The sequence below is a fragment of the Martelella sp. UBA3392 genome (assembly GCF_002358775.1).
GTDB classification, from domain to species: domain Bacteria; phylum Pseudomonadota; class Alphaproteobacteria; order Rhizobiales; family Rhizobiaceae; genus Martelella; species Martelella mediterranea.
Genome location: NZ_DEPM01000093.1, coordinates 2,966 through 11,274, shown reverse-complemented (window position 1 = coordinate 11,274; position 8,309 = coordinate 2,966). Strand labels below are relative to the sequence as shown.

At 63.3% G+C, this 8,309-nt stretch carries 12 protein-coding genes; 4 read left to right on the top strand and 8 right to left on the bottom strand.

From position 1 onward, the window contains the following. Positions 1 to 322 (top strand): group II truncated hemoglobin (locus B4E36_RS07005; protein WP_345900168.1); only part of this gene is annotated, 322 nt, incomplete at its 5' end. Between the two features lie 2 nt (positions 323 to 324). Further along, positions 325 to 693, top strand: a complete 369-nt coding sequence (locus B4E36_RS07000; protein WP_292056979.1) for a DUF423 domain-containing protein — start codon at positions 325 to 327, stop codon at positions 691 to 693. On the opposite strand, the gene B4E36_RS06995 is transcribed toward B4E36_RS07000, so the two are convergent. The 3 genes from B4E36_RS06995 to B4E36_RS06985 form a co-directional block, all read right to left on the bottom strand. Next, positions 694 to 1,065 (bottom strand): bleomycin resistance protein, encoded by a 372-nt coding sequence (locus B4E36_RS06995; protein WP_292056976.1) that lies wholly within the window; start codon positions 1,063 to 1,065, stop codon positions 694 to 696. Next, a complete protein-coding gene (locus B4E36_RS06990; RefSeq protein WP_292056974.1) occupies positions 1,065 to 1,379 on the bottom strand; it encodes an antibiotic biosynthesis monooxygenase family protein in 315 nt (104 codons plus the stop codon). Before B4E36_RS06990 ends, B4E36_RS06995 begins: the two co-directional genes overlap by 1 nt. Before the next feature lie 211 nt (positions 1,380 to 1,590). Beyond that, positions 1,591 to 1,989, bottom strand: a complete 399-nt coding sequence (locus B4E36_RS06985; protein WP_292056972.1) for a DUF2325 domain-containing protein — start codon at positions 1,987 to 1,989, stop codon at positions 1,591 to 1,593. A 205-nt stretch (positions 1,990 to 2,194) separates the two neighbouring features. Here B4E36_RS06985 and B4E36_RS06980 point away from each other — a divergent pair, with 205 nt between their 5' ends. Then, positions 2,195 to 2,557, top strand: coding sequence for an STAS/SEC14 domain-containing protein (locus B4E36_RS06980; RefSeq protein WP_292056971.1), 363 nt, complete (start codon positions 2,195 to 2,197; stop codon positions 2,555 to 2,557). 15 nt (positions 2,558 to 2,572) lie between these two features. Here the strand turns inward: B4E36_RS06980 and B4E36_RS06975 are convergent, their stop codons facing one another. The 5 genes from B4E36_RS06975 to B4E36_RS06955 all read right to left on the bottom strand — a co-directional run bounded on the left by B4E36_RS06975 (position 2,573) and on the right by B4E36_RS06955 (position 6,867). Beyond that, positions 2,573 to 3,442, bottom strand: coding sequence for an extensin family protein (locus B4E36_RS06975; RefSeq protein WP_345900167.1), 870 nt, complete (start codon positions 3,440 to 3,442; stop codon positions 2,573 to 2,575). 129 nt (positions 3,443 to 3,571) lie between these two features. After that, entirely contained in the window at positions 3,572 to 4,969 is a 1,398-nt protein-coding gene (locus tag B4E36_RS06970) for an NAD(P)(+) transhydrogenase (Re/Si-specific) subunit beta (RefSeq protein WP_345900166.1), read from the bottom strand. 11 nt (positions 4,970 to 4,980) lie between these two features. Beyond that, a complete protein-coding gene (locus tag B4E36_RS06965; RefSeq protein ID WP_292056967.1) occupies positions 4,981 to 5,394 on the bottom strand; it encodes a proton-translocating transhydrogenase family protein in 414 nt (137 codons plus the stop codon). Beyond that, the gene (locus tag B4E36_RS06960) at positions 5,394 to 6,545 is read right to left on the bottom strand and encodes a Re/Si-specific NAD(P)(+) transhydrogenase subunit alpha (protein ID WP_292056966.1); all 1,152 of its coding nucleotides are present in this window, start codon (positions 6,543 to 6,545) and stop codon (positions 5,394 to 5,396) included. Before B4E36_RS06960 ends, B4E36_RS06965 begins: the two co-directional genes overlap by 1 nt. Positions 6,546 to 6,648: 103 nt before the next feature. After that, on the bottom strand, positions 6,649 to 6,867 hold the full coding sequence (locus B4E36_RS06955; RefSeq protein WP_292056964.1) for an aa3-type cytochrome c oxidase subunit IV: 219 nt from the start codon (positions 6,865 to 6,867) through the stop codon (positions 6,649 to 6,651). Between the two features lie 237 nt (positions 6,868 to 7,104). On the opposite strand from B4E36_RS06955, the gene B4E36_RS06950 reads away from it, so the two are divergent. After that, on the top strand, positions 7,105 to 8,309 hold a 1,205-nt coding region (locus tag B4E36_RS06950), incomplete at its 3' end, for an MFS transporter (protein WP_345900165.1).

Genomic DNA, 8,309 nt, shown 5'->3' with positions numbered 1-8,309 from the left:
CCGCTTCTACGAATTGATGGATCCCCTGCCGGAGGCCGCCCGCTGCCGCGCTATTCATCCCGCCGATCTTTCGGGCTCGGAAGCGAAATTCCGCGACTACATGACCGGTTATCTCGGCGGCCCGCCGGTCTATGTGGAAAAGCACGGTCATCCCCGCCTCAGGATGCGCCACATGCCGGCGCCGATCGGGCCGGAGGAGCGCGATGAGTGGCTGCTGTGCTTCCGCCGCGCGCTGGAAGAGACCGTGCCCGATATCCGGTTGCGCGCCGTGATCATGCCGCCGATCGAAAAACTCGCCTATCACATGCAAAACAGGAGTTGAGGATGGCAGGCCTTGCGCTTTCATCACGCATATTGCTTTTCTGCGGAGGCCTTACGGGTGCCGCCGGCATCATGCTCGCCGCCGCCGCCTATCACGGCGACAGCGCCGTGCTGCAATCGGCGGCGCTGGTCTGCCTCGCCAATGGCCCGGCGCTGCTGGCGCTCGCGGTATTGGCAATGCGCACAGCCGTCGCAACCGCGGCAGGGCTCGCGATCGCGCTCGGAACGCTATTGTTCGCAGGCGATATCGCAGCGCTTTCCTACATGGGCTCCGGCCTTTTCCGCATGGCCGCTCCGGTCGGCGGGACCGCGATCATCGCCGGCTGGCTGATGGCCGCGCTCGCCGCGCTGCTGCCGGCGAGCCGGGACTGACTACCCCTCCTGGCCATCCGGTATGCGGCCGAAGCGCAGCAGATTGCCGTGCGGATCGGAGACATAGAATTCCTTCATGCCCCATTCGCGCTCGGTGAAGCCCATCGGATGGAGGATGTCACGCTTTTCGTATTCGGCATAAAGCGCGTCGATGCCGCCGCCGCGAATATAGACCGAGGTCCGTTCGCAAAGCGTCTTGTCGTCGGTCAGCCAGAAATGCAGCTCAAGCCCGGGACGACGGAGGATGAGATAGGTGTCATCCTCGTGCACCACTTCCGACAATCCGAGCTTTTCGGTGTAGAACGCCTTGGTCTCGGCAAGATCGACCGATGGCAGAACGGGCAGGACCTCGATTTCCGCCGGATCGCTCATCACGCGCCCTCGACCGTATTGAAGCCTTCGAAGACCGGCGGGCCGATATATTCCGCCTTGCGTTCGCCGGCATTCTTATGGGCATCGCGAAACTGCTCGGATTTTGTCCAGTTGGTGAACGCCTCCTCGCTCTCCCACATCGTGTGCGAGGCATAGAGCGTGTAGCCGTCATCGGCGAAGTGCTTGCCCTTCAGGAGATGGAAGGAGATGAAGCCGGCGAGTTCGGCAAGGCGCGAATCGCGCCCCTTCCAGATGGCCTCGAACGCCTCCTCGGAACCGGTCGCGACCTTGAAGCGATTCATTGCGATATACATTGACTTACCTCTGCTGTCTTATTCTGAACCCGGCGATGCCAGTCCGCCACGTGTATCACCTCACCGGCGCCGTATATACCAACGCGACGTCGGTGCTGTGGAAAGGGGAGAATGGCGGCCCCGGCGCGCATCGGCCCGTACCGGCTCGCAACATTACCGGCCGCGTCAGCGCGGTGCAGGCCGATCAGGCGGACCCCATCGATATCACAGATCATCCGTTGCCGCGCTCGTTCATGCTGTGAAGCGCGCGCTCCAGCGAGGATTTCGAGCCGTTGCGGAGCGGGATGAACGCCTTGTTGAACTTCTTGCAGCCGGATTTGACGCGCACGCAGGCGTCATGACTGATACAGTCGATCGGGCAGAACACGCAGTCGACGGAGGGCAGCACCCGGTCGATCCGCGAAACCGCCTCGCGCAGGCCGCCATCGTGATGGATCAGTTCGGCGCCGAAGCCGTCGGCCACCGCGCGCAGATGGGCGACCTGACAGTCGCGCCCGCCGACATAGAGAAAACTCCGTCCGGCAAGTCCCTCCGGCGCGTCCGCGACACGCGTCACGTCATCGGATTTCTGTTCGGACCGCGCGGCCTTGCGCCGGTTCTTCTTCGCCATGAATGCCTCCTCGATACGGGGAATTTCGCATTGTCGCGGCGAGCATATAAAACATGATAAAAAAGGTAAAGTTTAAATATGATAATTCTACTCATGTTTTTATCCTGCCCCGGTTTTGCGGATTACAAATCGGCAATCCTGCCCGACGGCGCTTTCAAAGTCGCCATGGCCGCGTTACAACACGACGCAAAATCGGAGGGATTCCATGCTTGAGAAAATCGAAAGCCTGCCGGACAACATGATCGGCTTCACGATCCACAAGGCGCTGAGCGCCAATGACTACCAGAATGTCCTGCTGCCGGCGCTCGAAACCCAGAGCACCAAGGGCGGCGGGCTGCGCCTGCTCCTGGTGACCGGCGCGGATTTCGCCGGCTCGGATGTCGGCACCGCGATGGGCGGCCAGCCTTTCCGCCGTTCCGAACCGCTGGAGTTCAAGAGCATCGCGATCGTCAGCGCCAACAAGGGCTTTACCCAGGCGGTGCAGATGTTCGGCATGCTGTTCCATGCGGACGTGAAGGTGTTCGCCCCTGACAACCAGAACGAGGCCATCTCCTGGCTGGCGACCTGACCGCGCCGGCAAAACCTACCGGCAGTAGCGATAACCGCTGTTGCGCTTTATCACGTCGAGATGCATGTGGTCCTGATGGGTTGCATCGCTGCCTGGCGAAAGCACCGTCGTGAAATAGAGGCAGGCGGCGGCGCTGACGGTGCGCTGGAAGGCGCCTGTGACGCTGCCATCCTTCATGCGCGGCAGCATTTCCACTGAGGTGCCGTCGGAAAATGTCAGCGATCGAATATCGATGGCATTGCCCTTGGCATGTTCGGAAATCTTGGCGCCGTCCACATTGTTGCGGCTGCGGCAGACATAGGTTGACGCCTGCTCCACCTCGGTCAGCCGCGCATCCGGGGACAGCGCGATCTTCGCCGTCGGCTCGACATAGGTTTTGGCCCATGTGGCAAGCGCAAGCGCGGTCTCGCAGCGCATCGTGCCTTCCGGCGAAAGCGCCACCCCTTCCATAACCTTTGTCACCTTCAGCGGCCGCGCCATGCCACAAGCCCCCTCCCCGTCGATCGGCTCCAGCACTTCGTATTCCGCGCCGAGCGCGGTGAGCGCCGCCGTGCAGCGGAGAAATTCGCCATTGTCTTCCTCCGGCGGCTTCGGATCGGGCGGCGGCGGGTTCTCCGCTCGTTCCTCGGGCACGGGCGGATCGTCCGGGAGATCGTCCTCGACCCTCTCGACCTCCTCGGCGGCCTCGTCTTCCGCGGGAGTGGGCTCCGCCGTCTCCGTCGTTTCTTCCGTTGCCGGCGTTGGTGCAGCCTCCGCTTCCGCGGCGGCGGCACTATCCGGGCGCTGCTCCGGCACCGGCGGATTGTCGGGAAGGTCGAGCGCCATCAGGCACAATGCCATCGCCGGAATGAGAGCGACGGTCAGGGGTTTCCTGGGAATGGCCACGGGTTGTCCTCGGTTGATGTTGCCATGGGACAACGTGCAGTGGTGATGGACGGTTCCGCTCAAGCGGACGGAACAAACGAAAACCCGGCGGGATGAACCGCCGGGCTTCCAGTAATTTCAAGGCTTTGGCTATTCGATCGCCTTGACGATATCCTCGGTCATCTTCTTGGCGTCGCCCAGCAGCATCATCGTGCCATCCTTGTAGAACAGCTCATTGTCGATGCCGGCATAGCCGGAGCCGAGCGAGCGCTTGACGAACAGGCAGGTCTTGGCCTTGTCGACATCGAGGATCGGCATGCCGTAGATCGGCGAGGCCTTGTCGTCGCGCGCCGCCGGGTTGGTCACGTCATTGGCGCCGATGACATAGGCGACGTCAGCCTGGGCGAATTCGGAGTTGATATCCTCCAGTTCGAACACCTCGTCATAGGGCACATTGGCCTCGGCCAAGAGCACGTTCATGTGGCCCGGCATGCGGCCCGCGACCGGGTGAATGGCGTATTTCACCTCGACGCCCTTTTCCTTGAGCTTGTCGGCAAGCTCGCGCAGCGCGTGCTGGGCCTGGGCGACCGCCATGCCGTAACCCGGCACGATGATGACCCTGGAGGCATTCTCCATCAGGAAGGCCGCATCGTCGGCCGAACCGGTCTTGACCGTACGGTCGATATCGGAAGCCCCGGCGGCGGCAGCGCTATCGCCGCCAAAGCCGCCGAGAATGACCGAGATGAACGAGCGGTTCATGCCCTTGCACATGATGTAGGACAGGATCGCGCCCGACGAGCCGACCAGCGCACCGGTAACGATCAGCGCCATGTTGCCGAGCGTGAAGCCGATGCCGGCAGCCGCCCAGCCCGAATAGGAGTTCAGCATCGAGACCACGACCGGCATGTCGGCTCCGCCGATCGGCACGATCAGCAGCACGCCAAGCCCCAGCGCCAGAATGACGATCAGCCAAAAGTGGATCGGATTGGCCGTTGCCGAAAGCGACACGATGAACAGCACCAGACCGGCCAGAAGCGCGATGTTGATGATGTGGCGCGCCGGCAGCATGATCGGCTTGCCGGACATGCGCCCATCGAGCTTCAGGAAGGCGATGATCGAGCCGGTAAAGGTGATCGCACCGATCGCGGCACCGATCGAAAGCTCGATCAGGGCGCGCAGATGAATATCATCCGGCGTGCCGATACCGAAGCTTTCCGGCGAGTAAAGCGCCGCGCCCGCCACCAGCACGGCGGCAAGACCGACGAGCGAGTGGAAGCCGGCGACGAGCTGCGGCATCGCGGTCATCGGGATCGTGCGGGCGATATAGGCGCCGATGCCGCCGCCGATGGCAAGCGCCAGCACGATCAGGATCAGCGCCGGGAAATCCGGCTTGGCAAGCAACAGCGTGGTGACGATCGCGATCCCCATACCGACCATGCCGTAAAGGTTGCCCTTGCGGCTGGTGGAGGGGTGCGACAGGCCGCGCAGCGCCAGAATGAACAGCACGGCGGAGACGAGAAACAGCAAGGCTGCAAGATTGACAGACATCGTCTATGGCCTCACTTCTCTTTTTTCTTGTACATCGCCAGCATGCGCTGGGTGACGAGGAAGCCGCCGAAAATATTGATCGCGACCAGGATCAGGGCGACAAAGCCCATGCCGGTGGCGATGCCGCTTGCCGAAAGGGCAACCGAGAGAAGCGCGCCGACGACGATCACCGAGGAGATCGCGTTGGTGACCGCCATCAGCGGCGTATGCAACGCCGGCGTCACCGACCACACAACGTAGTAGCCGACGAAAATTGCGAGCACGAAGATCGCGAGCTGGAATACGAAGGGATCGATGACCCCGCCGGTCGCGCCATGGGCGAGCGCTGCGAGCGAGCCGTCCTCGAGATTGCCGAGCGCGCTCTTGGCGTGCTCCAGCGACATCATCGCCTGGTCGATCGAGCTATGAACATCATCTAGCGGCATCAGGCTTCTCCCCCGGCGGGCTGACCGCCAAATTTCGGATGAACGAGCGCGCCCTCATGCGTCAGCAGCGTGGCGGCGACGAGTTCGTCTTCCCGGTTGATTTTCAGATCGCCGGTCTCCTTGTCGACCAGCGTTTCGAAGAAGGTCAGCAGGTTCTTGGCGTAAAGCGCCGAGGCGCTGGCGGCGATCCGGCCCGGCAGGTTTTCGTAGCCGATGACGTTGACGCCCTCGACCTCGGTCACCGCGCCGGCGACCGCGCCTTCGACATTGCCGCCGCGCTCGACCGCGAGGTCGACGGCGACCGATCCGAGCTTCATCGCCGAAAGCATCTGGCGGCTGACGAGCCGGGGCGCGGGGCGACCGGGGATCAGCGCGGTGGTGATGACGATATCCTGCTTGGCGATGTGGGAGGCCACGAGCTCGGCCTGCTTGGCCTGATATTCCTTCGACATTTCCTTGGCGTAACCGCCGGCGGTCTCGGCCGCCTTGAACTCGTCATCCTCGACCGCGATGAATTTCGCGCCGAGCGAGGCGACCTGTTCCTTGGCGGCGGGACGCACATCGGTGGCCGAAACCACGGCGCCGAGACGGCGCGCGGTCGCGATCGCCTGGAGGCCGGCAACGCCCGCGCCCATCACGAACACGCGCGCGGCCGGCACGGTGCCCGCCGCCGTCATCATCATCGGCATGGCGCGGTCGAACACCGCCGCCGCCTCGATCACGGCCTGATAGCCGGCAAGGTTTGCCTGCGAGGACAGAATGTCCATCGACTGCGCGCGGGTGATGCGCGGCATCAGCTCCATCGCGAAGGCGGAAATCCCCTTCCCGGCCATGGCCGACAGCGCGTCCTCATGGCCGTAGGGGTCCATGGTCGCGATCACAATCGCGCCGCTCTTGTAGCCGGAAAATTCCTGCTCGCCGGGGCGGCGGACGCGGAAGATGACATCGGCATTGGCCGCCGTTTCGGGGCCGGCAATTTCGGCGCCCGCGGCGCGGAACGCCTCGTCATCCATGCGGGATTTGAGGCCAGCGCCGCTTTCGACGACAACATCGAAGCCGAGGCCCTTCAGTTTCTTGACCGTGTCAGGAGAAGCGGCAACGCGCGTTTCCGCGTCCGCCGTCTCCTTCGGTACGAATAGTGTCTTGTTCAAGACATGCTCCCAGATTGAAGTCGGAACGGACGGCAGCCGTCAGCGGCGCGCCGGCTTGCCGGTACGCCCTGTTCCGCAGAAAATCGATTTTCTTCCAAGGCTTTCAGCGCAGGATAACGTAGCCAAGCACGCTGATGACGATGAAGATGATCAGACTGCCGATGAAACCGAAAGGCCCAAGCAGACCCGCCGCCATGGCAACCATCAGCGCCACCAGATGGATCGTGCCGTATTTCGCGCCATTGACGAACATCTTGTAGGTTTTGGTGTGTTCCGAAAAATCCGCCTCGTCTGCGGGCTGGGACATTTCGACATTCTGCATAGACTTCCCTCCTTTGCGGCGTCACCGCGCTCGCCGCCATCTCCGGCCGGCCAAACTCCCTCGGGGCTCCCGATTATCATACCTTGTTTCACGCTTTCAACAACGCCATCGGAAAACTCCGCCCATTCAATCGATTATTGATGAGGACAATTGACAGCATTTATTTAGGTTGATATCAACTTATATCATTAGACGATCGACCTGCGCGGTCGCGATGGCACGGGGGGCCGGATTTTGATGCGCACTATTCCCTATCGCTGGATCATGGTTGCCGCGGGCGCGGTGATCGGCTGCCTCGCCATCGGCGCGATCTTCTCGCTGCCGGTCTTCCTGAGGCCGATGGCGGATGCGACCGGCTGGTCGACCACCGGTATCTCCACGGCCATGACCATCGGCTTCATCACGTCGGCGCTTGCGAGCATGATCATGGGATCGCTGTCGGACCGGATCGGCCCGCGCCCCGTGGTTCTCGCCGGTAGCGTGGCGATGGTCGCGGCCCTCCTCCTCGGCAGCGTCAGCCCCAGCCTGCTGGCGTTTCAAATGAGCTTCGGCCTGGTATCCGGCCTTGCGATCGCGGCGTTGATGGCGCCGATGATGTCGTCCATCGTCGGCTGGTCCGATACCCACCGCTCGCTCGCCGTGTCTCTGGTTTCGGTCGGCTTCGGCGTCGCGCCAATGACGATGTCGCCACTCGCCGCCTTTCTGGTCGAGGGGTATGACTGGCGCACCGCGATGCAGATCATCGCGATCGTGGTAGCCGTGCTGATGCTGCCCGCCGCGATGCTGATCCGCCGCCCGCCGCAGGTCGAGGCAAGCCAGCCCGGCATGGCCGGCGCGGAACCGGAGATCACGGTGGCGGAAGCGATCCGTTCTCCGCAATTCATCGTGCTTTGCCTCACCAATTTCTTCTGCTGCGCCACCCATGCCGGCCCGATCTTCCACACCGTCAGCTATGCCGTGACCTGCGGCATTCCGCTGATGGCGGCGGTTTCGATCTATTCGATCGAGGGCCTGGCGGGGCTTGGCGGTCGCGTCGCCTTCGGCATTCTCGGCGATCGGCTGGGGGCCAAGCGGGTGCTGGTCGCCGGCCTTCTCGCCCAGGCCTTCGGCGCGCTCGCCTATGCCTTCGTGCGCGAACTTGCCGGCTTCTACGCCGTCGCGGCGCTTTTCGGCTTCATCTATGCCGGCGTGATGCCGCTCTACGCGGTGCTGGCGCGCGAGAACTTCCCGCAGCGGATGATGGGCACCGTCATTGGCGGCACCGGGCTCGCCGGCGGCCTCGGCATGGCGCTCGGCCCGCTCGCCGGCGGGCTGATCTACGATGCCTTCGCGACCTACACCTGGATGTATGTCGGCGCCTGGGGCATGGGCATCGGCGCCACCCTGATGGCGCTCACCTTCCGCTCCCGCGCAGGCCGCGGCACGGCCGCGCTGCAGCCGGC

Coding starts and splice junctions, on each gene's coding strand:
- B4E36_RS06970 (WP_345900166.1), bottom strand. CDS start 4,969: ATGTCTGTCAATCTTGCAGCCTTGCTGTTTCTCGTCTCCGCCGTGCTG.
- B4E36_RS06965 (WP_292056967.1), bottom strand. CDS start 5,394: ATGCCGCTAGATGATGTTCATAGCTCGATCGACCAGGCGATGATGTCG.
- B4E36_RS06980 (WP_292056971.1), top strand. CDS start 2,195: ATGCTTGAGAAAATCGAAAGCCTGCCGGACAACATGATCGGCTTCACG.
- B4E36_RS06990 (WP_292056974.1), bottom strand. CDS start 1,379: ATGTATATCGCAATGAATCGCTTCAAGGTCGCGACCGGTTCCGAGGAG.
- B4E36_RS06995 (WP_292056976.1), bottom strand. CDS start 1,065: ATGAGCGATCCGGCGGAAATCGAGGTCCTGCCCGTTCTGCCATCGGTC.
- B4E36_RS06955 (WP_292056964.1), bottom strand. CDS start 6,867: ATGCAGAATGTCGAAATGTCCCAGCCCGCAGACGAGGCGGATTTTTCG.
- B4E36_RS06985 (WP_292056972.1), bottom strand. CDS start 1,989: ATGGCGAAGAAGAACCGGCGCAAGGCCGCGCGGTCCGAACAGAAATCC.
- B4E36_RS07000 (WP_292056979.1), top strand. CDS start 325: ATGGCAGGCCTTGCGCTTTCATCACGCATATTGCTTTTCTGCGGAGGC.